This window comes from Rhizobium oryzicola, from assembly GCF_030504645.1.
Classification (GTDB): Bacteria; Pseudomonadota; Alphaproteobacteria; order Rhizobiales; family Rhizobiaceae; genus Neorhizobium; species Neorhizobium oryzicola.
In genome coordinates this window covers 22,865-46,138 of sequence record NZ_JAUKWQ010000005.1, presented here as the reverse complement: position 1 = coordinate 46,138, position 23,274 = coordinate 22,865, and the positions used below count along the sequence as shown (strand labels likewise).

The following is a 23,274-nucleotide window of genomic DNA, read 5'->3' as shown; positions in this document are numbered from 1 at the left end:
AATGAAGAAACCCGCGCATGGTAACCATACGCGGGCTCGACGTCGATGGTATGAAACCGCTCTTACTTCGGCAGCTTGTCGTCTACGCCTTCGACGTAGAAGTTCATGCCGAGCAGCGTGCCGTCATCAGCCTTCTCGCCCTTCTTCAGCCAGGGCGTTCCGTCCTGCTTGTTGATCGGGCCGGTGAAGGGATGCAGTTCGCCGGACTTGATCTTGGCTTCTGTCTCTTCGGCCATGGCCTTCACGTCGTCAGGCATGTTGGTGTAGGGCGCCATGGTCAGGATGCCGTCCTTCAGGCCGTCCCAGATCTGCTCCGACTTCCAGGTGCCGTCGAGCAGCGCCTTGGTGCGCTTGACATAGTAGTTGCCCCAGGTGTCGACAATCGCTGTCAGCTGCGTCTTCGGGCCGGCAGCGATCATGTCAGACGCCTGACCGAAAGCATAGATGCCGCGCTCGGCAGCAACCTGCATCGGCGCCGTCGTGTCGGTGTGCTGAGTCAGGATATCAACGCCCTGGTCGATCAGAGCCTTGGCGGCATCGGCTTCCTTGCCCGGATCGAACCAAGTATTGGCCCAGACGACCTTCAGCTTGAAGTTCGGGTTGACCGATTTCGCGCCGAGTTCGAAGGCATTGATGCCCATCACCACTTCCGGGATCGGGAAGGAAGCGATGTAGCCGGCGACGCCCTTCTTCGACATCTTCGCGGCAATCTGGCCGAGGATGTAGCGGCCTTCATAGAAGCGCGAATTGTAGGTAGCGAGATTGGGACCGGACTTGAAGCCGGTCGCATGCTCGAACTTTACCTTCGGGAACTTTTCGGCAACCTTCACGGTCGCGTCCATGAAGCCGAACGAGGTCGTGAAGATCAGCGCGCAGCCGGAACGGGCCATGCGCTCGATCGCGCGTTCAGCATCCGGGCCTTCCGGAACGCTTTCGAGGTAAGGCGTTTCCACCTTGTCACCAAAGGTCTTGTCAACCTGCTGGCGGCCGAGATCCTGCGCCTGCGTCCAGCCGCCATCGGTGCGCGTGCCGACGTAAACGAAACAGACCTTGGTCTTGTCCGCAGCCTGGGCGCCACCGGAGAAACCACCAAGGGTGGCTGCCGTTGCGGCCAGTGCGATAATCAGCTTCTTCATTCTTGGACCCCTATTGGTTTGAAGCTTTGGAGAGGGAGACTGCCACATTACCGATCCGGTACGAACGGCTTGCCGAGGCATGCCGGCGTGTTGATCAGCGTCGTGCGGCGATTATGCGAGATGATGATGAGGACGACAATAGTTACGGCGTAAGGCAGCATCGACAGGAACTGTGACGGCACACCAATGCCGAAGGCCTGCGCATGCAGCTGAAGGATACCGACAGCGCCGAAAATGTATCCGCCAGCCAGGACGCGTGCCGGGCGCCACGAGGCGAACACCACGAGCGCCAGCGCGATCCAGCCGCGACCGGCCGACATGTTTTCGACCCATTGCGGCGTGTAGACGAGCGACAGCTGGGCCCCGGCAAGGCCCGCACAAGCACCGCCGAACATGACCGCCAGATAGCGCGTTCGGATGACATTGATGCCGAGCGCATGGGCCGAACCGTGGCTATCGCCAATGGCGCGGATTTTCAGGCCCGTGCGGCTCTTGAACAGGAACCAATGCACGCCGATGATCAACGCGATCGAGAGATAGAAGGTCAGGTCCTGCCGGAAGAGCAGCGGACCAACAAACGGGATATCCGACAACAGCGGAAAGACGATCGGCTGCAATTTGACGCCGGGAATGCCGACAAAACTTTCGCCAATCTGCCCGGAAAGGCCAAGTCCGAGAAGCGTGAGTGCCAAGCCGGTCGCCACCTGGTTGGCAACCAGCGTCAACGTCAGGAAGCCGAACAGCAGCGAGAACAGAGCACCGCCCAGAATGCCGGCGACAAGACCGACCACCGGATAGCCGGTGACATGCGCAGCACCAAAGGCGCAAACCGCGCCCATGATCATCATGCCCTCGACGCCGAGGTTCAAAACACCAGCGCGTTCCGTCACCAGCTCACCGGCGGCAGCAATGACCAGCGGCGTCGAGGCGGTGATGATCGTGAGAAGAATAGCCTCCAACATGATCAGTGTTTCCCTTCAGCCAAGGTCTTACCCGCACCAAAGATGATCCGGACGCGGTAGAGGATCAGCGTATCGCAGGACAGGACGAAGAACAGGATGAGGCCTTGGAAAACACGCGTCACCTTGTCCGAAATGCCGATCGACAACTGCGCCGCTTCACCGCCGAGATACGTCAGCGCCAGCACGAAACCGGAGGCGATGATGCCGAGCGGATTGAGGCGACCGAGGAAGGCCACGATGATCGCCGTAAACCCGTAGCCCGGCGAGATGCTGGGCTGCAGGTGGCCGATCGAGCCGGAAACTTCCGAGATGCCGGCAAGACCAGCCAACGCACCCGATAGCATCAGCGAGAACCACACCATGCGGCGGGATGAAAAACCGGCAAAGCGCCCTGCGCGCTCGGAGCGTCCGAGCACGGTCACTTCAAAGCCCTTCAGCATGTAGCGCATCATGAACCAGATCAGCACGGCGGCCAGAAGCGCGAAAATGATGGAGGCATGCGCACGACCGGAGTCCAAAAGCGGCGGGAGGACGGCATCGCTCGAAAAATCCAGCGAGCGCGGGAAATTGAAACCCTTCGGGTCGCGCCAGGGGCCGCGCACCAGCCAGTCCAGAAACAGCTGCGCGATATAGACCAGCATCAGACTGGTCAGGATCTCGTTCGTGTTGAAACGGGTCTTCAGAAGCGCAGGTATCGCGGCAAACAGCGCGCCACCGAGCATGCCCATCACCATCATCAGCGGCAGAACGAGTGGCGAATGCCAGCTGGGCACCAGCACCGGCAGAATGGAGCCGGTGATGGCTCCCAACGTGAACTGGCCCTCGGCGCCAATATTCCAGTTGTTGGAGCGGTAGGCAACGGAAAGGCCAACCGCGATCAAGATGAGTGGTCCGGCCTTGATCGCCAGTTCATGCAGCGACCATACTTCCGTCAGCGGGTCGATGAAGAAACTGTAGAGGGCAGACAGCGGCCCCTTGCCCAGCAGCCAGAAAAGGATCGCGCCGAAGACAAGTGTCAGCAGCAGCGACAGGATGGGCGAGATCACGGAAAACAAAGGAGAGGCGCTACCGCGCCGTTCAAGCTCAATGCGCAAGGGCAGCCTCCGCCTGTGCAGACTGGTCGTGACGGGTGGAGTCGTGAATACCGCCCATCAACAGGCCGATCCTTTCCAGCGAGAGTTCGCCCGCCGGATAGGAGGGCGAGAGCTTTCCTTCTGAGATGACGGCGATGTTAGTTGCCACTTCGAAAATCTCGTCGAGATCCTGGCTGATGACGATGACCGCGGAACCCGCCCGCGCCAGATCGATCAGCGCCTGGCGGATGCGGCTGGCGGCACCGGCATCGACACCCCAGGTCGGCTGGTTGACGATGAGTACTGAGGGCTTGCGGTCAAGCTCGCGGCCAATGATGAATTTCTGCAGATTACCGCCAGACAGCGAAGCGGCATTCGGGTCGTCACCGCTCTTGCGCACATCCATTTCGCCGCAGATGCGTCGCGCCGTTTCGCGGATCGCGTCATGACGAATGACCGAAAGTAGTCCACCGGACAGGAAGCTCTTCCGGTCAGACCGGCTGCGCGACAGAAGCAAGTTATCGGACAAAGACATATCCGACACGGCGGCATGGCCATGCCGTTCTTCAGGTACGAAGCCAGCGCCGAGAAGACGACGGCCGTTAATGCCAGTGCGGCCGACAGCCTGCCCACGAATGGATACGGACGCATCATCGGCAACCGGATATTCGCCGGACAAAGCGTCGAACAACTCGCCCTGACCATTACCGGCAACACCGGCAATGGCCAGCACCTCGCCGGAACGCACTGTCAGCGAAACATTTTTCAAGGCCACCGCAAAGGGTGTGCGGGCAGCGACCGAAAGACCTTTTGCCTCGATCAGCACATCACCAAGCTGCGGTGCCTCTTCCCGGTGTACGGCAGCGACATCAGCCCCCACCATCATACGCGCCAGCGAAGCCGGCGTTTCCTGCTTCGGATCGCAGGCGCCCGTCACCTTGCCGTGCCGCAGAACCGTGGCGCGGTCGCAGATGCGCTGCACCTCTTCCAGACGGTGGCTGATATAGAGAACGGAGCGGCCTTCGGCCTTCAGCTTGAACAGCGTCTCGAACAGGCGATCCGCCTCCTGAGGCGTCAGCACCGATGTGGGTTCGTCGAGAATAATGAGTTTCGGGTTCTGTAGCAGCGCCCGCACGATCTCGATGCGCTGCCGTTCCCCGACGGAAAGGTCGGCCACATGGGAATTCGGATCGAGTGGAAGGCCATAGGCCTTGGACAGGGATGCCGCTTCCTCGGCGATCTTGGCGAGCGGAATGCGCGGATCGAGAGACAGTGCGATATTTTCGGCAACGGTCAGCGCTTCAAACAGCGAGAAATGCTGGAACACCATCCCGATGCCAAGCGCCCTCGCCTCACCCGGCGAACCGATGGAAACGCTTGAGCCACCCCAGACGATATCGCCGGCATTCGGCTGCAAGACGCCGAACAGCATCTTGACCAGGGTCGACTTTCCAGCGCCGTTTTCACCAAGCAGCGCATGGATTTCGCCGGGAGCGATCGAAAGATCGATCCCGTTGCATGCGGCGAAACTGCCGAAATACTTGGTCAGGCCTCGAACCGACAGAAGCGATCCTGCTTCCACACTCCGCGCGTCAGTCACTCAGATCCCCTCATCCACACTGCGCGCACCTTCTTCCGAGGCTTCTTTCGCAATATGCTATTTCATCCTTCGCCTAGAAATTAGGCGACTTCGAATTGATACTCTTTTTGTTGCCGTGCACAACAGAAAAGCGCAAGCATCGACAGGATTTAAAACGGTTCATAGCCCTTGAGGCCACGGTCAATTCTGGCGTCCAAGGCGGGGGAAAAGCTGCAACACGCCGCCGATCACGTAAAGATAAAGGCCCGTCAGAACCACGCCCCAAACCAGCCATGCCGGCGAGTGGAAATTGAGGATCAGCGAGTAGCCTGATAGCGCGCACCACAAGAGGAAGATGGCGAGATTGACCGGGCGCAGCCGCTTGACGCGTACGGGATGCAGGAAGTGGATCGGTAGAAACGTCAGGAAGACCGACACCAGCACAACAGCCATGGCCGTCGCTTCGCTTGCCTGGATGACGAAGAGCGTCAGGATCACCATGTTCCAGACAACGGGAAAACCAGAAAAGAAGTACTCGTCCGTCTTCATGCCCATATCGGCATAATAGATGGCGCTTGAAACCACGATCATGCCGGCGGCCACGAAGGACCAGGTCTCGCCGATCATCCCGCTTTGATAGAGCGCGAAGGCCGGCAACAGGACATAGGTGACATAGTCGATGATGTTGTCGAGCGTATCGCCGGACCAGTTGGGCAGCACTTCCTTGACGCGAACCTTGCGGGCGATCGGCCCGTCGATACCATCAATCAGGAGCGCGAGCCCCAGCCACCAGAACATGTGGACAAACCGATGTTCGGCCGCGGCGACCACGCCCAGGAAGGCAACGAACGAGCCGGAGGCCGTCAGAACATGAACGGAAAAGGCGCGGATTTCCGCATAAGGCACCTTCCGGTAATTGAATATACGTCTGATCACGCCCTGCTCCGCCTGACTGTGAGGAGACGTATGCGGCCAATCGGCGCGCTTTTCAACCTTCTTCACCCCGTGGCGCCTCAAGGCATGGATAAGTGATGCTCTTTTGCATAAATAGGGGAAAACTCGCAGGAAGACGAACCATGCAGGATTTCGAAGTCGCCGTCATTGGAGATGGCCTGGCAGGATCGGTCGCAGCCTTGGCGCTCGGCCGCGCAGGCCGCAAGGTGGCCCTTGTCGCACCGAAAGTGGAACGGGCGGATTCGCGCACCACCGCGCTGATGGACCAATCCATCCGCTTCATCGACAGCCTTGGCATCTGGGACAAAATTGCCGAGGACAGCGCGGCCTTGTCCGTCATGCAGATCCTTGACGGGACCAAGCGCCTGCTGCGCGCGCCGCCGGCGCAGTTCCGGGCTGCCGATCTCGGCCTCTACGCCTTTGGCTACAATATTCCAAACAGCGTTCTGAACAAGGTTCTGGCTGAGGCGGTGGCCAGCGAGCCGAATGTGACACGGATCGATGCCAGTCTGGATACCCTCGCGCTCACCGGCGGGCTTCCGGTTCTGACGCTTGGCAATGGAGATGAGATCAGCGCAGCGGCGGTCGTCGGCGCCGATGGCCGTGCATCTCGTGTGCGCGAGGGTGCAGGCATCCATGTGCGCCGCTGGGCCTATCCGCAGACAGCGGTCGTCCTGAACTTCGCCCATGAGATTCCCCACGGCAATGTCTCGACGGAATTCCATACGGAAACCGGTCCCTTCACGCAGGTGCCGCTTCCGGGTTCACGCTCAAGCCTCGTATGGGTGGTGAAGCCGGAGGAAGCGCAGCGGCTCCTGTCCCTGTCTACCGCAGAGCTTTCGTCGGAGGTCGAGCGGCGGATGCAGTCCCTGCTCGGCAAGGTGACGGTGGAAGATGGCGCCGAAGCCTGGCCGCTGTCCAGTCTGATGGCCGATCGTTTCGGGCGTGACCGGATTGCGCTCGTGGGTGAGACAGCCCACGTCTTCCCCCCCATTGGCGCGCAGGGCCTCAATCTCTCGCTCAGGGATGTGATGGCGCTCGTCGATCTCCTGAAGGATGATCCCCTGTCGCCTGTCCCTGCCAATCTGGGCGACCGCTTCAACCGCCACCGTCGTCCCGATGTGATGACCCGAACGCTGGGCGTCGATCTGCTGAACCGGTCTCTTCTGTCCGATTTCCTGCCCATGCAGATGGCACGCACGGCCGGCCTTCACCTGCTGACGGCCGTGGGGCCTATGCGCAATTTGCTGATGCGGGAAGGCATAGAGCCCGGACGCAGCCTGCGCGATTTCGCCGATGGAATAAGACAGTCCTTCCAGAGGAAGAAGACGGGATAACCAGGCTCAGATAAAGCCTGCGGAAATGAGATAAAGAATCACCGGCAAGGTCAGGATCGACAGCAGGGTCGTCACCAGCACGAGAGACGATGCCTGCTGCTCCCAGATGCCATAATGCTGGCTGATGACGAAAACATTCGTTGCCGTGGGGAGCGCTGCAAGAACAATCGCGGCATGAACCCAGACCTCATTCATCCCGCCGATCACGCCCAATATCAGACAGACGACCAGCGGCAGTACCAGCAGTTTCGTCCCGGCGATGAAGAACAAGTCTGCCGAAAAATTTCGCGCGGGCCGAAGCGCCAGTGTGACGCCCATGGCAAAGAGTGCGCAGGGCGCTGCCGCTTGCGCAAGATAATCGACCAGCCTCGCCAGGGGTACAGGAATAGCGGTGCCGCTCGCCGCGACGATGAACCCCATCACCGTCGAGACGATGAAGGGATGGAGCGCGACGCGCCGAAAAATGTCCAGGGTCAAGGCCATGGCGGAACGTCGTTCACCGCCGCTCAGCGACATGAGCGCCGGCGCCACGATGAAATGCAGGGCATTTTCGAAGCAGACGATCAGTGCCACGGGTACGGCAGCCGTTTGCCCCAGCACCAGCAGCGTCAGGCTCGGCCCCATATATCCTATATTGCCGTAGGCGCCACCAAAGGCCTGCATGGTGGCTTCCCCAACGGACTGCCGGTTCCCAAGGCGGGCGATGGCAAAAATGACCACGAACACAAGGTAGACGGCAGCAAGCTGTGCGGCGATGAAATCCAGCCGCGTCAGTTCTTCAACGGGCGTCTGGGAGACTAGCTTGAAGAAAAGTGCCGGCAACGCGCAATATACGACAAACACATTCATCCATCCCAGTGCCTCCACACCCTGTCGGCTGACGCGCGCGGCGATGAAGCCGATCAGGATCAGGCCGAAAAAGGGGATGAGAAGTGCGAGAATGGCAGTCACGGCTATCCGATCTGCTGAAGTATCGGAAAGCTTTGCTGGAACCAGATCGCCATGTCGCTGATGAAGCCGAACAGGAAGGCAAGGCCGGTGACGACAAGGAGCGCGCCCATCGCCTTTTCAACATGTCCGAGGTGGCGACGAAAGCGTGTCAGAAATCGCATGAACGCACCGGAGAAACCGGCCGCGATCCAGAAGGGCACGGCAAGCCCCAGCGAATAGATTGACAGGAGGATGGCGCCATCCCCAACCGTCTGCCGCGAGGCAGCAACGCCCAGGATCGCACCAAGCACCGGGCCGATGCAGGGCGTCCAGCCAAAGGCGAAGGCGAGGCCCATCACATAGGCGCCGGAGAGCGTCGCAGGCTTTCCGCCTCCTTGAAACCGCGCCTCGCGCGCCAGCAGTCCGATGCGAAATGCCCCGAGAAAATTCAGGCCCATCACGATGATAATCAGGCCGCCGATCTTCGACAGAAGATCCATATGCTGGCGTAGCAGCACGCCGATGCTGGTTGCACCCGCACCAAGGGCGATGAAGACGGTGGAAAAGCCAAGCGTGAAGAAGAGGGCCGAGAAAAGCACGGCACTTCGTTCAGCCGATGCCGGTGCCCCCTCCTGCCCCCGGAACTGTTCGACCGAAATGCCGGCCATGTAACAGAGATAGGGCGGCACGAGCGGCAGAACGCAGGGCGACAGGAACGACAGCGCGCCAGCCAAGAGCGCGCTCAGCAGGGATATTTCAGCAATCGACACAGGGCTCAACTCCGGGATGGGCACTCTCTCATATCCGGCGCAACCACCCGATGCCAATCACCTTTATGCGCTCGCGATGTCGCAGGCCGGTTGGCTGCGGACCGAAACTCAGGTCCAGCAGAGGCATCCATCAATGCTCTATGCTTGGCCGCTCCACGGGTTCGCCTTCCTTGCAAAGCGCATTGGCCAACCGGATGACATAGTCTTCAGCCGCATCGGCCAGCGAAACGGCAATCTCCTCGTTTCCAAGGCCCTGTTTCTGCAGTCGCTTGACCATATCCAGCATGGCCGCCTCGACCGTGAACCGACAGAGGAGACTGGGCTCCCAAGGATCATCCGTCCCGTGAATATGTTGAACCATGCGCTGACGCTCCGTTAGCATCTGCAGCATGCCACAACTGTAAGGTTACTCAAGGAGACGATTAAAAGAGAGTTAACCCTAAGCCATGTCGGTGTATCGATCACGTGACGCATTACTGCAAATGGAGGATCTCACCGCCAGTGTGTGACGGATAGCGAACTTTGCTTCCGTGACGAGAAGAACGGATGGCGTGACCGTGTTCAATTACACGAGAAAGCTCAGCCCATTCGCGCGCGCGCCGGCCGGGCTTCAGCAAGAGATCAATCTCATTATGCCGGCTTTAGTTCTATGCCAGCAGTAACACCATCGGTCCACCGCACTGTGCCACGCACCTGACCGGTCACAGCGCTCTCGATTTGAACCTTGGTTCCAACAGTCGCAACATTCTCCTCACTGAGAGAAACTGCCAATCCGCCATCCGAAAGATTGGTGATGGTAACGGGGATGGACCACTCCTTGCAACTCATCATCCCTTGCATATCGCATTGGCTGCGCATGGTGCGCCTGGCTTTGAACTTTAGAACCTGTGCGAGAATATCCTTGGATTTCGCCACTTGAGAAAGAATCGACTGGTTCATTGCACGCCCGTATTTGCTTGTAACCGCTACCAGTCTGACACTCTTTGATAAAGGAATAGTTGAGTAGAATATCAAATTTAAACTCAGATTGCTGCAATCACAGCCGCGCGCCTCAATGAGCATACTGGCTGCAGATCGTCATCGTGCTCCAAGTTGCTTCATCAAGACGTTGACAGACATGTCACCGGCTGTGGATGGGTCACGCCTCAGCTATTCTAGATTTTTCCGGAAGACCAGATCGTTCTTCAGCTAACAAGCTCGATCTGCTAGTGATTGCGCGGCCTTGGTTTGTCCCTACGCCTGATCTTTCTACTGAAATATAAGCGTAATTTTCATTGCTTGTGAACTCGTGTGGGCGTTACGTTGGATTTGATTTGGGCACGTTCGCGAACCAGGCACAAATAAGCCCGCCGAAGCGGGCTTATGCATCGAGTTTCGTTGATAGTCCTAGAGTTTATATCCGGATTCAGAGAGTTCGGTACGGCTGTAGAACCGAGCAACGGATCCTGAGGGTTCGAAGATCGGTAGGACCCCGGCATCGTCGAGCTCCTTCTTGATAAGCGCCCGATAGCCCTTGCACGACTTCGCGATCATCGAGAGCGATGCGTAGGCTCCCAAGAATTCGTTCAAGGATTCGCGCTCCACAAACTTCACGGTCCTTCCGGTCTCACGCCGGACGATCTTCTGCCGCAGGTACCCCCTTCCGATCAAATCCGAGACAGTGATCGATGCGGTGCCCAGCGCCAACTCGACCTCCTTCAGTCGGACAAGTTCATTGTGGCTTCCCGCGGTGGGGCTAACATCTTCGACCAGAGCCCGTTTCGAAAGGAGAATCCTTTTTAGAAGTGGCCCTTCCCCCGGCAGGATCGAGGCTGCAAGGCAGCCGTCGAGGATCATCGCGACCAGCGTATGAAACTGTCGTCTCCACAAGCGAGCTGCAGCGGACAAAGTGTATGAATTGTCGGTGGAAGCCGCCAATGGCATGCGGCTTGCCAACCTCGCCGAAAAATCTTCCACCGCAGTCCGGGGAATGCGCGTATATGCCCTGACATCGTTGCCCCGCTTTTCGACCTGTTCGAGGATACCTGCCGAGAGGAGATCATGCACCCTCTGCTCCGTGGTACCGAGCACGAACGCAGCCTCAGTTGTCGTCAGCGTCTCGGCAGCCGCCTCCAGGATCGGGCGCAACGCTTCGGCTGCGAAATAGGTGGAACCGTCGGGCAGCCCGTGTCGGAAGTCCGGGTCGTTCGATGCCATCAACGCCCTAATTCTCTCCTTCGGCAGGCCGAATTCGGCGTGGGCCGAGTTGACGCAGTAGATATGTCGTTCCTGCACATCCTTCAGGATGGTCTGGCCGACCCCGAACGGCATGCTCCTTTCGAGCGCGTTTTGGATGAGATCGATAACAGGAAAGTAGCATGCATTCTCAGCGTTCCGGCGCAGCCACCGTGCCATCGGTCCGATTACGGCCTCGATATATTTGGTCGATGGCCGCTTCCGGTCGATTACGTCGGCGATGACCTGGCGCACAGAGCTTCGACCTCCCGCTGCAATGAGGAAGCCTCGTTCGCGAAAATCGATATCTTCGTCGCCGGCCGCATTCACCTCGCCATGAAGCTTCAAGAAATCCCCGAAATATCGTGAAAACTCGACCGCAACATGGGCTTCCAAGGAACCCAAGAAGTCGTCCGGGGCAGGCTTCAGGATGCGATCCCTCAGATATCTGTCCAGCCGGGGCGTCGAGCTCTGCGTCCGGTTAATGCTCGCGTCCTCGACCAGCGCGAGATTCGTATTCACAAAGTGAGTGAAGTCGTGGACGTCGACGGCCGCCGCCACCTCGACCGTCGTGATACCGCATCCGTGGTCTGGGCAGCCGCCGATTCCGCGGACAGACCACCATGCGCGGCGATAGGCCCTGCCTACAAGCCGGCCTGCTTCTCTTTCCTGGTCGCTCATGACGCAGGAGGCGCAGAAACGCATTGTGCGGCCCGGCCGCATATCCTTGCTCAAGGTCGCGTAGCCGAGTCTCCAGGTCGCACCCTGCCCTGTCACGTAGGTCGCAAGCCTTCCCAAACGAGGGGACGGCATGTCGGTCCACGTTGAGACAACGGCCAGAGCGTCCTCATCGCCATGAAACAGATTGCCGGCCGTGATTTCCGTATGCAAAAGGAAAGCACGCAGGGAAGGATATCCATTGGCGGCGGCAAGCCTCGCCACGAAGTCGACCAGATTTTCGTCATCGTGGAAAGGGAGCTGAACGGGAAGTGCCATTTCTATTCCTCCTCAATTTCCAATGGACGCGAGATCTGCGAGAGCATTGTGCGGATCGATCTCACTCCAACGCTTCGCGATGTAGATGTTGTCGCTCGGCAGACACCCTGTTTCGCGCTGGTAGTTGAATGCGAAGGCGCGCAGGTCGATCCCGCGTTTCCCCTTTCCCATGGCCAGGAGACACGCCGCCTGGACTGCTTCGATGATGCTTCCGTAGCAGCCGCGGTTGGCGTGACAGAGCCGTCCCAGGAAGTCGTTCGTCCTGAGTTCGTCGGGGATGAAGAGAGAGCACTTCTTCTCGACAATCTCGGCAAACACCTCTTCGATCTTCGCTTTTTCGTTGGTAAGGCTGATGGGCACGAAGCGCATCACGCGGGAACGATTCGCAAGCTGATCGTCGCCGGTCAGCAGATCGGCAAGCTGCGGAACGCCCGAATAGATCGTGTGAAGAGGCCAGTCCACGATCTGCATGAGGCTCTTGAGGCGTTCCTGTACGTCAAGAACCGTAGCCTTGGTCTTGTGACGCAGCAGATGCTGAGCCTCGTCGACATGGAGATAGAGGATACCGCGTTCGCGAAGCTGGGTCCGCAGGGTATCGTAGAGGTCGCCCTCGGTCACCTTCACCTTAGTGGGTACCCCAATCGCATTGAGGATGGCGACGGCGAAGTCCTTTGCCGTGCACTGTTTTGGGGCCTCGATGCTCAGGATGGGGCTATAGAGCTCGCCATACTCATTGGTTCGTTTCTGGAACTCAGGAATGAGGCTGAAGTGATGGCGGAGAGCGAAGGACTTGCCGCTCCCGGATGCTCCGATAAGGAACAGCGCCCGACGCCTCGATCCACCGCCATTAAGGCACGCCTCGGCATTCTCGATGAGTTCGCGAAGCTCCTCCCGAAGACGGCTGTCTCGCTGATGCTCGATGTAGCTACGATACAGGTCAGCACGAACGGAGCTGGGAACGGTCGTATGTTTCAACAGATTGTCCACGTTCAGTACTCCTCGTAGTAGCTGTCGGGCACGATGTCGGCATCGACATCCACATCGATATCGGCCGCAGAAGCTTGATCTTCCTCCACGGTGCGGGGCTTCTTCTTCCTCGCATCGCGCTTGCGGGCCTCATGGTAGTCCGGCACGGCGCGTGTATCGGCGAGCGTTCCATTGCGCAGGGGATCCTCAGGAAGAGCGAAGGGCTCGTGGAGCACGGACGTGCCTGCGGTTCGGACTGCTTCCCAAGCCCCGAAAAGTTCGGCCTCGATGATGTCGTAGTGCTGGGCGTTGAGCACGCGAGGTGTCAAGTTAGCACGGAGTGCAGCAGCCTCCCCGATAGCCCGCAGACGATTGATCGCGTTGTACATGGCCTCGAGGCCTGCTTCCGCTTCGTCTGCATGCTGCCTGCGCAGTTGCCGGCGGGCCTCCATCCATTCGTAGAGCGACACTGTATCATCGATGCCGACGAGGTTCTCGACGACGAACCAGCCCTTGTCACCGCGTACAGCGATGTGCCTGAGGTTCTCAGGATCGACCTTGATCTCGAACTCCATCTGGCCGTACTTAGTGCGCTGCCGATGAAGTTCGTCGTTTCCATAGGGCACGCCCATATAAGTGATGCCATATCCGCTGATACGGCGCTTGTGACGCACGCCGAAGATCTGAAGCATCTCCTGCGGATTCTGGTTCGGGAACTCGATCCCGTGCTCCTGCGCAGCGCGGACCCAGGCATTGTGCGGCGTGCCACCGCCAAGTCCGCTATGGGGCTTGTTGTGGTAGATGTCGCAGACCGCGAAGACGAAAAGCTTGATGAGTTCGTCGACCTGCAGGGTGATGCGGTGCTCCGGCTTGTAGTCGCCCTTCTCAGCGATCGAGCCAAACGTACGCCCCTCGAACCAGCTTGCAAGGAGGGGGCCGATGGAGTGAAACAGACTCTCGATGAACGGACGTGCCTGAGGCTTTCCAGCCTGTGGGCGATTGAAGGTGATACCGGCGGAACGCATCACGCCCTCGACATGGTCGTTCGCGAACTCCGTGCCGTTGTCGCTGAAAATGTCGCGCGGCTGGACAAGGCCGCTCCAAGGCGTCGACGCACCGACGAAATCAGAAATATGGCGCTTGTCGGACATGATCATGCGGATGGCGGCGACGGCTGTGACTGCATTGGGATTCAGGCTGGCGCGAAACGCGAGCACGTAGCGGGTGGCGACATCGATCGCAGCTACGAACCAGATGCGCTTACCCTCGATGGCCGCCCGATATGCCGGTGGCAGGATCGACCACATCCCGGTTTCCACGAATAGCGACATGAGATCGACATTCCAGAAATCGATCTCGATGCGTTCGCCGATGGAAAGGGCACTGATCCCGCGCTTCGCGGCCGAAAAGTGCTTGATCGCGGAAGCGCGTCCATGACGGCCGTCCCATTTGTCGAAGGCGTCGAACTTTGCGATGATCCCCTCGAACTTGCCCCTCTTGATCTTGCCGAGCTTCCGTTCCCGGCCGGCGTTCTCCGTAATCAGTGCAGCCCCATAATCGAGATATGCCTTTGCCATCGAGGGTTTGGTAGGGGTCATGTATGCAAGGGCATGCCTATGGGCGAAGGCCAGCGCCTCGACCTCCTCGGTCGGACGAAAGTGCTGTCCAGGACCGTGATGCCGGTGGACGATCGCCAGAACCTGTTCTCCGCTCTCATGGTATCGCTTGTAGTCGCGGCGGAAGGTCTTTACCGACGGCGTGGGGAAAGCATTGACTTCGATCATCAAGTCAGCGCGACAATCGGGGCCGGATGCGTCGAGATCCAGCATCTCCGTCAAAATCTCGTTACGCCAGCCGCGAAGCTTCGCCTCGAAGATTTCCTTCGACCACCGGGGCTTCCTGCCAAGCGCTGCGCGCTCCATGTCGAAACGCTTGATCAGCCCTTCGCGAAAAAGCGCCAGATGGCGCCTCTTTCCACCGATGTCCTCGAAGGTCTTGTCTCCGAAGATGAAGCGCAGCTTCTGGGCCTCGGGAGCGTTGTACTTGTAGCGAATGCTCGCGGCCCCGCTAGAAAGCCGCGTGTAGATCTCCTGGTGATCCTTGAACACCTCCTGCTGGCCATCGGCTTCATTGCGGAAGCGCCAGCCGTCGGAGTCGACGCGCACCGGCACCCAGTCGACGTTGTTGTCGGAATAGCGATCGATATGGCTCATCTTCACCACGGCATGGTGGAACACACGAGGCATCGGGAAGTGGGACGTTTTCTGGAAGTCATGCAGCATGGTCGATACCTTTCGTCGAGAAATGGGGAGTGGCAGGCTGGGCAGCGCCGGAATTGGCGACCCTCAACATTGTCAGATCGTCGATACTTCCGGAGCCTTCCGTAACGAGGACGAGGTCGTCGATAAGGAGGAGCACCGCCGTTCGCCGCGCCGCACGATCCGGGCAGCCGCGAAGAAGTTCGCCGAATTTGAACTGCCCGCCGAGATTGCGGACGATAGCGAGCGTGCGCGCGTATTCCGCATCGTCCCGCATCCGCCGGGCACGCAAAATGCGGCCGGCACGTTCGAAAGCGCCGTAGGTGGCATGGCGCTCTGTCAGAAGCCGAATATCGCCTACCGCAGCCGGCGCGATGATCCCGCTCTTGGACTTCTTCAGGAATCCCAACGCCCGGACCCGGTCGATCATGTCACGCATGGCCGCCTCCTTCCGGGCGTGCTTCACCACCACCGCGACCATTTCTCCGCCATCGAAGACGACGCTGTAGTCGCAGATGTGCTCGCGGATCTCGCCATCGGCGTCGCGGTAGAGAAGCACGGGATATTGGGAGTAGATCTTCCGGACATCCTTGCGGAGCTGGAGAACCGTGGAGACGCGCCGTTCGAGATCGCTCTCGTGATAGACGACCGTCTCATTAAAGATCGAGAAGCCACGCAGCGTCCTGCCATGGGTGTCAGGAGGCCTGCGCACGGCGTTCGTCGCCAGCGGTTCGTTCCAGAAGATGGTGTCCGTCGCAGTCGAGCTCGCGACGCTACCGGGTTATTCCGCTGTCCATGACCTCCGCCGCACCGGTCTCGGTGAAGCGGTTGGCGGTGCCGAAGACACGCGGATTCCGAAGGGGAGGAACGCTGAGAAAGCCGAGGCCAGCGCGACTGAGAGCAATGTGCTGGGAGACCTGACGTGCAAAATGCATGGAGCACCTCTTGACGATAAGCAGATTGAAACACACCAATGACCTCAAAGGCGGAATTCCGCCCTAAGAAGTCAATTTGACGGTATGCCTATCCTGCTCATGTCTGGCTCCTGTGGTTAGACTGCCCTGGTACCGGCCGGCCACTTAAAAAGCGAGCCCCTTCGTAAGAAAAATTACCCGGTACATTAGGTTGAGGTTAACTCGCCATTAGGAGTGTGTCAAATCCGTTCAGAACAAATAAGGAACAGACGATAAGTCGTTGAAGCATTCTCTCCAAGCCCGATCACGTGCTCGCCCGACACGATCTTGGGTAAAATTGCAGTATTGATCCGATATCACGCTAGAGACTTTCACGGGCATAGTTGCCCCTCGACGCTGTTGCTGGTCCTTACCGATTACTCGATAGCCAGGGTCGAACGATGAAATCGACTGGCTCAATGTCACTAGCTGTCATTCCAAAGAAGTATTGTTCAGCGCAGGACCTGGACGGCAGATGAAACGTTGAGGGCACCGACGAGGGAAATCAGCTTCACCGCTGCATAGGATTCAACATTTTTTAGGTGCTGCCCCGCTGTTAACAAAGCCGACGTCTTTGACGCCGTACATTTCCCCGGCACCTGCCTAAGCAACGGTGCTGAATCCTTAGGAGACAGAAATTGAAATATCTAATAACCGCTTGCGTGCTCAGCGAATTTTCCAAACGTAGACCAAAACTCGGATTGCTGAATTTCTTCGAGCGATCACAGATCGCCATACCGTTTGGCACATGCCTGACGATCGAAAGAGGATTGGAGGCTCTATCCAAAAGGGATGCCTGCAAGGCAGCCGAGCTTCGCAAGTTCTACGAGGAACTGCTTACAGGCGTTGAAGTGATCGGGAACAGGGACAGGGATATCGCACGCGTTCTGGCACGCATCCTTGACCACGCGCCTCTCCGCAACACATGGCTTCCCAACGAACGCGCAAAACTGCCCAGCTATGGGCACTATCCGATGGTTGCTGCTGCCTCAATCGTGACAGAGCTACCGATCGCTGCTGTTAAGACGAGAGATCTAGAGCGTATCGATTCCGTGTTTCCCCTGCCCGGCATATTTAACCCCGCGCTGATGCTGCACCAGATGCCAAGCCAGCAACCATACCCACCTACCAGTGCGGCTGCGCCACCTCACAGCAGCGCAGCCGAATAGCAACTTCAGAACCTTCGGCAGAAGGCCTTTCCGCCGGCTAGGAAGCAGGGCAGACCTCGAAGCCTTGCCCTCCACAGCGGCATCCTAGACCACTGTGGAACATCCGATCGCGGAAGCGGCGTCTAAGCCCGCCGCTTCCTCTATCCGATACCGCAGGTATGACGCCAACCCGTTAATAAATGGCGTCCAATTCACAGGTCCGTCATTGGCGTCGAAGCAGGCTGGAGCGTTGCTCTCTTCCCAGGAAAATATCTAAGTTGTCGCTTGTGACTTCGAACGTGTAGCGTAGAATTCGTGAACGATCCGAGCGGCTCCCGCCACAGGCAACCTGAACAGCAAATGGTGGTCTCCGCTACTAACGCCGCGAAAGTCCGCCGGGAAAGCAGGATCAAGCGCGCATGTAAGTGACTAAAGTGGCTTCGCAAACCTCCGCGCCATGGCGCGAAAGAAGATCGAAGTCGTCCTCCGATATCTTTGTCAAGTTCGTCGGGTAGTTCAGCGAGAGAGCGCTCTGCTCGTCGGTGAGCCGCTCCGCAAGCGCGGCTGGCTCCATGCCGAACTGCCGCATGGAAACGCCCATTCGAATCAGGACGCCCTTCACTTCTCCACGCTGGATCGATCCCATCAGCATGCGCGATCGTAGTGCCCGTATCTGATCGCTTGCGATGTCGAAGAGGCGCGGCGAGTTGAGCCTGCCCTGAAGCATCCCGGTGATCGAAAAAGGCTTCGGGGGCGTCAACGGCCCCGAGGCATCGCTGCAGATGAGGAAGTCGCATCCCTGAAGGCCGTCGGCAGGCTTGTAGAGGGCCTCCAGACCCATGTTCTCGTATGCCCCGCCATCCCAGAGCCGAACGCGCCGCATGGGCCGTGAAATCTTCTCTTGCGGCTTCTTTGTCGCCCGGTCCGTCTTCCACCAGCCATGTTCTGGCAGCTCTAGCCGTAGGACACCGATCGCGTAAGGAACTGCTGCCGACGCCGCGATAGCCTTCGCGATCGGGACGTCCGGGCTGAAGTGACGCCCGAACTGCCAGTCTCCCATCATCCTCTTCGAGAACCGCCAGTTCTTGCCGGTCTCGAAGCAGGTCGTGTTGATATGCCATTCGGGCGTGTCGGGCAGATCCTTCACCGATCCTCGGACGCACCAGCGAGCGGAGAGAAGTTCGGAAAGTATCTCGGCTCTTCGGAAAAGGATTCGAATGTTCTCCCGAATAATTCCACGCCAGCCCAGCGCGCTGAGGCTGAACAGGTCGCCGGCCGTAAGCCTTCCCCGAAGCACGGGATAGATCTCGTTTAAGAACTGCTCGGAGGTAGGCCATTTGAAATCTGCGTGGGAGAAGATCGCGCCGATTATCAGGCTACCTCCGGAAACAGTAGACATCTGCGCAACTTCCTCGAGACGGCCCAGCTTTGCAAGATGCCGGAGAACGCCTAGGTGGAATACCGCCGCACGGACACCGCCGCCCGAAAGCGCAAGACCCAGCCGCGTCCTGTCTACAGCTTTATCCATCTGACAGCCTCCTCGTTCCGGCCAACAGTACCGACATGTCGTCTTCCGCGACGATCAATGACACGGCAGGTAGGCCGTCGAGTTCCATGGCGTCCCTCAATTGCCTAATCTGTTCGAGATCGGTGCCGCTTGGACGTGAGGAACGGCCGACCGGATGAGAATGCCATTCGCCGATGTAGCGGATCTGGTTTCCTGTTCGGGCGGCAGCATTCTCGATGTCGGTCCGTAGCCGAGAGACGCCGCGAGTAAACGAAGATGGGGTGCCGATGCTGTCGCTGGGCGGAGGAAGGGCTCCGACGACATCAACGCGACGGCGTTCGAAGTCGAACATTCCCATAAGCGGTCCACCGGTTTCCGATGGCAGCGCCGTCAAGCGGCGTTGCCGGAGTTCATCTATCAAAGCGGCCGGCAAGACAACCGACCATCCGTCGGCCGTCATTGTCGTCATGTTGCCAGAAACCGGAGTAATCCGGACACCGTCCTCGTTCATGGTCCAGATCTTGACCGCAGCGTCCGGCGTTCTCACACCGGATGCAATCCCTGCAGCGATCAGCCCCGAGAGCACCTGGATCGAAGCCATCGGAATCTTGTTGGTGAGAGCTCTGCACGCCCCCGTGTACTGCATGCGATCGACGGAGCCGAGATGATCCGCAAGGGAAGGATTCATGAATATCTCCCGAAGATATAGCGTCTCGAGATCGCGAAGTGTCAGGGAACGCGCCCCGTCCTCGATCATGAGGACCGCGGACTTCCCATCGGGGGTGAAGAACGCGCAGAGACGCCGCGCAGTGCCTGATAGATCGGAGGCCCATCGGGAAACTGGAACGGAAGCCGAGGCATCGAGGATGAGTTCGGCATCCCCAATCTGCTGATCCAATGTCGCCTTGTCCACCGGGGTCAGGACGTTGTCGACGACAGCACGCACATCGACGTCGTCCCTGACCCCCATGAGCCTGTTTGCAAGCCCCATTGCCTTGCTTCTGCCGACGAACTGGTTGTTGAGCGTATGCCTCGCCACGTTGTGCGGAAGAAGCGTGTCGTCGTCCACTATCGTCCATTTGAACAGACCCTGTCGGGCGAGGATTTCCGAGATCGCCGAACCGGCCGATCCAGCGCCGATCATGACGATGCGACGTTCGTCGGCATGCGGCTCGCCAGAGAGTCTGGCCGCTCCGGCTGCATCGAACTCCTTGTGGACGAACGACATGGTTACAGGAACGTCCCGCACCCCGTCCATCGACACGTGGGCACCGACAGTGGGGAGGAAATTGACCTCCTTCGCCTCGCCTGAGACGTTGCGCAGGAGGAAGCCCATCTTCTCTCCGATCTCTCCGGGGCTGTATGCCGTCACGAAAGCTACCGTCTCGCACGTTCCGACATCACCGGTTGTCGGATCGATCTGGGGCATTGTGACCAAGAGGCAGGTGATGCGCTTGCCGTCTCCTATTTCCTTCTTGCCATTCACCCAGTCCTTGATGGACTGCTGTAGCAGGCTCGGAAAATCGACCCCAGCATTGACCAAGAAGTCCGACAACTGTCCGAGGTCTCGGGGCGCCCTCTTCATCCGCTTCATCTGCTGCGGCTCGATCGCGCAATGGAAAGCCATCAAGCGGATATCGTCACCTGCCACGCTCGACGGCCTCGATCCTCCAATGAAGATGCACTGCGCCTCTTTGTCGACGGCCCAGGTGAACAGGCTAGACCCCAGACGGGCCGCCTCCCAGAAATCGTTCTTCAAGATGATCTGGTTGAAAGTGTCCGGCAGGAATAGAGGGTCGAGGGGCTGTCCTGCCCCGTGAAGCTCGCCTTGGCATGCCTTCTCGAACCAGCCACTCAGACGCCCCATAAGTTCGGCGGCCGTGTAGAAGCTTCGAGTGTCTTGCCATGGCCGGTCGTCGACGCAGATGCAGGCGGGGAATCCTTCCGGCATCAGATTCTGATGCGGAGTGTCAGGGAAATCCGGGCGGGCAACCAGAACCGCGAACGACATCGAGCCGGTCCGCGCGAAACACACGGTCAAGGATTCCACCGGCCGTATATCATAGACCGGACGCTGCGGCCGCTCGACCACCAGGTCGAAGGAAAGAAGATCGAATTCTCTGAACCTTCGGCACTCTCCGAGTGTGGCGTAGCTCTCGCCTGGCCCCACGACATAGTCGTGAAGCGCCGTCGCAAGAGGATTGGCGAATTCTTGGACGTCGACGACATCCGATCCTTCAGGCTGCCAATACATCCGGTCAGCCGTTCCTGCCGGCGCGCGTCGGTGTCGAGGCGGCAACGCTGGTCGCGGTCGCCGCCGCGGCGAGCATGACTGCTACACCTTGGGCAGTGATCTTCAGATGGATCGGCTTCGGCCGGGCTTCGCTCGGCGTCTCCATGGTGACGAGGAACTTGCCGTTCGAATCCTTGATGATTTTGCGGTAGTAATTCGCAGCCTGACGGTGCGGCGGCTGCACGTCCTTGTCGGCTTCCGTCCCCTTCAACGGGATCGGCTTGCTGGGCGAGACTATTATCTCGTTCTCGCGGGCAAGCTCTTCGAAAAGCCACTTCACATCTTCGACCGGCTCCGTCATGTCCTCGCCCTTCTCCGGCGAAAGCGACAGGTAGGAGCAGTGATGGAACAGCTTCAGGACGTCCCAGTGCAGGCGGCCCTCGTTGGCGTGCTCCCGGCTCGTACGGACGATCTGGGACAGGCTTTCATGATCGATGTCTGCACCTAGCAGAGCATAGGATTCCTTCTGTCCCTCGCGCAGCGTCATTTGGACGACGATCGATCCCTGGTTACGGTCAATCAGACCGGCATCCGTCCGCCACGCGAAGGGGCTGTGCACGAAAAACTCGGCAGATTCCGCCCCCCACTTGTTGAATCCCGGAACCAGTTCGCCTGCGTTGACGATGCAGTGCATCCGGGACTCGAGCGTAAGACCATTTTCCTCCAGATAAGATTTGAGCGCCTCCGGACGAGAGAAAACCTTGATGCCCTTCCCTTCCTTCAGACGATACCTAGCCTCCTGCCGGATCACGCGGGCGTCATCGTCGAGAGCGACCTCCGTCAGGACACCTGCCGGTACCCAGAGCTCGTCGATCTTCATGCGGTCGCCGCCCTGATATGCGGCCGCATGCTCGAACCAGAAGAACTCGCTGGAGCGGAAGATGTGGTCCTTGTCAAGATGGGTGAAGGCGACAACCCGGAAGGATACCTGACCGGCTTCGTCCATGGCATCGCGGATCGCGGTCGGGAGGTCGATCCGCTTGTCGGAGGGATCTTTCTCGTTGCGCATATGCGCGTAGTCCATCAGGACGACCTGATTGTTCGCAAGCTGAATAAAGGTCGTGTCAGCATTCCCGGTCGGGAAGAACTTCATGTGTGCCGTCATCTGCAGGGATCCTCGTAACCGCGCCGCATTGGTTAACATTTTACATATCAACCAGAAGATGGGTGCGACATGTATTGTCCGCAAGAGGTTTGTTCACATTTGTTCCGATTCACACTGAAGAAATCACAGATCCGGGACGTCGGCGTCATTCACCGACAAGCCTTTGGCTGGGTTGACGTTTTGGAGTCTCTGGAGGCGGGGATGCTCAACTGGTTCCACGCATTCACTCCGCTCTGACCGCAGTGCTTAGCTACGATGAATGATGGCCGCTCCTCAATCGGTATTCGCGGTATGCGCGCAACTGGCCGCCGCGTCGGCGTGCCGGTTAGGAATTGACTTTCTCCGCTCGCAGTCCAATCCTGTCGCTAGCTAGTTCCAGAAGACGGTCATTTGCCGGAGCGGCAACTCCCCTATGGTCTGTTCCTAGCGAACTGGATATCGCGGAAATCGCCCGCGCCCATGGGAATTTCTAAGAGCCACCCCGTGCCACCAGCGCAAAGGCAACACATTCGTTGGGGTGGCGCTTGCAATTAGCGTATCAGCTTCCGACTGCGTCGGATGTGCACTTTTTCACAAAGCTATTCTTCGCGGCACCCGCGAGTTTTTTAGAAGCCGCTTGCGCGTCGCAAGCCGCGGCCGCATCTTTCTCGCATTTCTTGGTGAAACTGGTGAGCGCCGCGCCCGCGAGCTTCTTTTCGGTCGCTTTGGCTTTGCAGGTAGCCTCCTGAGCCAGTGCGCTTCCCGCCAGGCAGGTGGATAGAATAGCGATTCCCAGCAATCTGATCATGGGTGTCCTCCAATTTAGCCTCAAATGCTGTCGAGGCAGCGAAAGTCTACTCAAACCGCCTGCTTGGTAAAGGCCAATTTTGGTCCGGGTTACATTCACGCTCTGACCAAAAAGTAGATTCAATGCCACAACTCCGTAGATTTTTCCGACTATAGTTGAGCGGCATAACCGTTGCGTAGAATTCACAAGCAAATAAACTGATACGTGATAAGTGAGCTTTGAGGCGAGCGTGCATGAATTGGTGGATCTGGCTCGTTTGCATCATTGCAGTGGTAGCTGCCCTGGGTGAAGTGGTCGTTGGCTTTG

20 protein-coding genes are annotated in these 23,274 nt (G+C 58.7%); 2 read left to right on the top strand and 18 right to left on the bottom strand.

Going from position 1 to position 23,274, the window contains the following annotated elements; genetic code table 11:
- Window positions 1–62: 62 nt before the first annotated feature.
- From Q2T52_RS16220 to pcsA, 5 genes are all read right to left on the bottom strand, one after another.
- A complete protein-coding gene (locus Q2T52_RS16220) occupies window positions 63–1,136 on the bottom strand; it encodes a BMP family ABC transporter substrate-binding protein (protein WP_302077839.1) in 1,074 nt (357 codons plus the stop codon).
- Window positions 1,137–1,183: 47 nt separating this feature from the next.
- Window positions 1,184–2,104: an ABC transporter permease gene (locus Q2T52_RS16215; protein ID WP_302078152.1), complete on the bottom strand. Its 921-nt coding sequence runs from the start codon at window positions 2,102–2,104 to the stop codon at window positions 1,184–1,186.
- The gene (locus tag Q2T52_RS16210) at window positions 2,101–3,192 is read right to left on the bottom strand and encodes an ABC transporter permease (RefSeq protein ID WP_302077838.1); all 1,092 of its coding nucleotides are present in this window, start codon (window positions 3,190–3,192) and stop codon (window positions 2,101–2,103) included. The genes Q2T52_RS16215 and Q2T52_RS16210 overlap by 4 nt, the downstream gene beginning before the upstream one ends.
- Window positions 3,182–4,771 (bottom strand): ABC transporter ATP-binding protein, encoded by a 1,590-nt coding sequence (locus Q2T52_RS16205; protein WP_302077837.1) that lies wholly within the window; start codon window positions 4,769–4,771, stop codon window positions 3,182–3,184. Before Q2T52_RS16205 ends, Q2T52_RS16210 begins: the two co-directional genes overlap by 11 nt.
- A gap of 180 nt (window positions 4,772–4,951) precedes the next feature.
- Window positions 4,952–5,686 (bottom strand): phosphatidylcholine synthase, encoded by a 735-nt coding sequence (gene pcsA, locus Q2T52_RS16200; RefSeq protein ID WP_302077836.1) that lies wholly within the window; start codon window positions 5,684–5,686, stop codon window positions 4,952–4,954.
- 140 nt (window positions 5,687–5,826) lie between these two features.
- Between pcsA and Q2T52_RS16195 the strand changes: the two genes are divergently transcribed.
- Complete coding sequence (locus Q2T52_RS16195) at window positions 5,827–7,041, top strand: UbiH/UbiF family hydroxylase (RefSeq protein WP_302077834.1); 1,215 nt, start codon at window positions 5,827–5,829, stop codon at window positions 7,039–7,041.
- A gap of 6 nt (window positions 7,042–7,047) precedes the next feature.
- Here the strand turns inward: Q2T52_RS16195 and Q2T52_RS16190 are convergent, their stop codons facing one another.
- From Q2T52_RS16190 to Q2T52_RS16150, 9 genes are all read right to left on the bottom strand, one after another.
- Entirely contained in the window at window positions 7,048–7,992 is a 945-nt protein-coding gene (locus Q2T52_RS16190; RefSeq protein WP_302077833.1) for an AEC family transporter, read from the bottom strand.
- A gap of 2 nt (window positions 7,993–7,994) precedes the next feature.
- Window positions 7,995–8,741, bottom strand: coding sequence for a cytochrome c biogenesis CcdA family protein (locus Q2T52_RS16185; RefSeq protein WP_302077832.1), 747 nt, complete (start codon window positions 8,739–8,741; stop codon window positions 7,995–7,997).
- A 130-nt stretch (window positions 8,742–8,871) separates the two neighbouring features.
- The gene (locus Q2T52_RS16180) at window positions 8,872–9,102 is read right to left on the bottom strand and encodes a hypothetical protein (RefSeq protein ID WP_302077831.1); all 231 of its coding nucleotides are present in this window, start codon (window positions 9,100–9,102) and stop codon (window positions 8,872–8,874) included.
- Between the two features lie 269 nt (window positions 9,103–9,371).
- Complete coding sequence (locus tag Q2T52_RS16175; protein WP_302077830.1) at window positions 9,372–9,680, bottom strand: PilZ domain-containing protein; 309 nt, start codon at window positions 9,678–9,680, stop codon at window positions 9,372–9,374.
- Window positions 9,681–10,127: 447 nt separating this feature from the next.
- A complete protein-coding gene (locus Q2T52_RS16170) occupies window positions 10,128–11,951 on the bottom strand; it encodes a TniQ family protein (RefSeq protein WP_302077829.1) in 1,824 nt (607 codons plus the stop codon).
- 12 nt (window positions 11,952–11,963) lie between these two features.
- On the bottom strand, window positions 11,964–12,938 hold the full coding sequence (locus tag Q2T52_RS16165) for a TniB family NTP-binding protein (RefSeq protein ID WP_302077828.1): 975 nt from the start codon (window positions 12,936–12,938) through the stop codon (window positions 11,964–11,966).
- Window positions 12,939–12,940: 2 nt separating this feature from the next.
- Window positions 12,941–15,199 carry a TnsB C-terminal domain-containing protein gene (locus Q2T52_RS16160; RefSeq protein ID WP_302077827.1) on the bottom strand — a complete coding sequence of 753 codons (2,259 nt, stop codon included), beginning with the start codon at window positions 15,197–15,199 and terminating at the stop codon, window positions 12,941–12,943.
- On the bottom strand, window positions 15,189–15,887 hold the full coding sequence (locus Q2T52_RS16155; RefSeq protein WP_302077826.1) for a hypothetical protein: 699 nt from the start codon (window positions 15,885–15,887) through the stop codon (window positions 15,189–15,191). Before Q2T52_RS16155 ends, Q2T52_RS16160 begins: the two co-directional genes overlap by 11 nt.
- A 61-nt stretch (window positions 15,888–15,948) precedes the next feature.
- A complete protein-coding gene (locus tag Q2T52_RS16150) occupies window positions 15,949–16,110 on the bottom strand; it encodes a hypothetical protein (RefSeq protein WP_302077825.1) in 162 nt (53 codons plus the stop codon).
- 656 nt (window positions 16,111–16,766) lie between these two features.
- Here Q2T52_RS16150 and Q2T52_RS16145 point away from each other — a divergent pair.
- Window positions 16,767–17,297, top strand: coding sequence for a PIN domain-containing protein (locus Q2T52_RS16145; RefSeq protein WP_302077824.1), 531 nt, complete (start codon window positions 16,767–16,769; stop codon window positions 17,295–17,297).
- A gap of 388 nt (window positions 17,298–17,685) precedes the next feature.
- Here the strand turns inward: Q2T52_RS16145 and Q2T52_RS16140 are convergent, their stop codons facing one another.
- From Q2T52_RS16140 to Q2T52_RS16125, 4 genes are all read right to left on the bottom strand, one after another.
- Window positions 17,686–18,804 (bottom strand): patatin-like phospholipase family protein, encoded by a 1,119-nt coding sequence (locus Q2T52_RS16140; protein ID WP_302077823.1) that lies wholly within the window; start codon window positions 18,802–18,804, stop codon window positions 17,686–17,688.
- Entirely contained in the window at window positions 18,797–21,037 is a 2,241-nt protein-coding gene (gene cap2-3, locus Q2T52_RS16135; RefSeq protein WP_302077822.1) for an anti-phage 6A-MBL system cap2_3 protein, read from the bottom strand. The genes Q2T52_RS16140 and cap2-3 overlap by 8 nt, the downstream gene beginning before the upstream one ends.
- A gap of 4 nt (window positions 21,038–21,041) precedes the next feature.
- Entirely contained in the window at window positions 21,042–22,181 is a 1,140-nt protein-coding gene (gene mblB / locus Q2T52_RS16130; RefSeq protein WP_302077821.1) for an anti-phage 6A-MBL system MBL-fold protein, read from the bottom strand.
- A 538-nt stretch (window positions 22,182–22,719) separates the two neighbouring features.
- Complete coding sequence (locus Q2T52_RS16125) at window positions 22,720–22,968, bottom strand: hypothetical protein (RefSeq protein WP_302077820.1); 249 nt, start codon at window positions 22,966–22,968, stop codon at window positions 22,720–22,722.
- Window positions 22,969–23,274: the final 306 nt, after the last annotated feature.

What these genes read in the sequence shown, in the direction of transcription:
- cap2-3 (WP_302077822.1), bottom strand. Translation starts at nt 21,037, where the DNA reads ATGTATTGGCAGCCTGAAGGATCGGATGTCGTCGACGTCCAAGAATTC.
- Q2T52_RS16195 (WP_302077834.1), top strand. Translation starts at nt 5,827, where the DNA reads ATGCAGGATTTCGAAGTCGCCGTCATTGGAGATGGCCTGGCAGGATCG.
- Q2T52_RS16220 (WP_302077839.1), bottom strand. Translation starts at nt 1,136, where the DNA reads ATGAAGAAGCTGATTATCGCACTGGCCGCAACGGCAGCCACCCTTGGT.
- Q2T52_RS16125 (WP_302077820.1), bottom strand. Translation starts at nt 22,968, where the DNA reads ATGATCAGATTGCTGGGAATCGCTATTCTATCCACCTGCCTGGCGGGA.
- Q2T52_RS16140 (WP_302077823.1), bottom strand. Translation starts at nt 18,804, where the DNA reads ATGGATAAAGCTGTAGACAGGACGCGGCTGGGTCTTGCGCTTTCGGGC.
- Q2T52_RS16170 (WP_302077829.1), bottom strand. Translation starts at nt 11,951, where the DNA reads ATGGCACTTCCCGTTCAGCTCCCTTTCCACGATGACGAAAATCTGGTC.
- Q2T52_RS16175 (WP_302077830.1), bottom strand. Translation starts at nt 9,680, where the DNA reads ATGAACCAGTCGATTCTTTCTCAAGTGGCGAAATCCAAGGATATTCTC.
- Q2T52_RS16150 (WP_302077825.1), bottom strand. Translation starts at nt 16,110, where the DNA reads ATGCATTTTGCACGTCAGGTCTCCCAGCACATTGCTCTCAGTCGCGCT.
- Q2T52_RS16180 (WP_302077831.1), bottom strand. Translation starts at nt 9,102, where the DNA reads ATGGTTCAACATATTCACGGGACGGATGATCCTTGGGAGCCCAGTCTC.
- mblB (WP_302077821.1), bottom strand. Translation starts at nt 22,181, where the DNA reads ATGACGGCACACATGAAGTTCTTCCCGACCGGGAATGCTGACACGACC.
- Q2T52_RS16160 (WP_302077827.1), bottom strand. Translation starts at nt 15,199, where the DNA reads ATGCTGCATGACTTCCAGAAAACGTCCCACTTCCCGATGCCTCGTGTG.